Source organism: Allobosea sp. P1_A7 (assembly GCF_056406775.1).
The window spans coordinates 1-407 of record NZ_JBFTZN010000673.1; the positions used below are offsets into that span (position 1 = coordinate 1).

Annotated in this window: 1 pseudogene; it reads left to right on the forward strand. The window is 66.1% G+C overall.

Features of this window, described 5'->3' with window-relative positions:
* Positions 1 to 137: 137 nt before the first annotated feature.
* Positions 138 to 407, forward strand: a pseudogene (locus tag AC1D34_RS38335) (bifunctional Delta(1)-pyrroline-2-carboxylate/Delta(1)-piperideine-2-carboxylate reductase); the annotation flags it as partial.

Here is a 407-nt window from a genome sequence, read left to right on the forward strand (position 1 = left end):
ATCGTCGCGAGGCCGAGGCTCTGCGATCGTCGCGAGGCCGAGGCTCTGCGCAGCGAGGCGCAGTCATTGCGGGCCGCTGTGCCCGATTCCGCCCTGCCGGCTCTGACCAGCCGCAACAACTGATTGACGAAAGACAGATGCGCGTTATCCCCGCGGCGGAGATCGACCGCCTTCTCACTTTCCCCGCCTTGATCGATGCGCTGGATGGAGCCTTTCGCGGCGACATCGTCACGCCTGTGCGCCATCACCACGAGATCGAACGGCCGGCCGATCATGCCACGCTTCTGCTGATGCCGGCCTGGACCGGGCCGACCGCGCCGGAGGCTTTCCTCGGCACCAAGGTCGTCACGGTCTATCCGTCGAACGGCTCGCTGAGCCTGCCGAGCGTGATGGGCACATACTTGCTC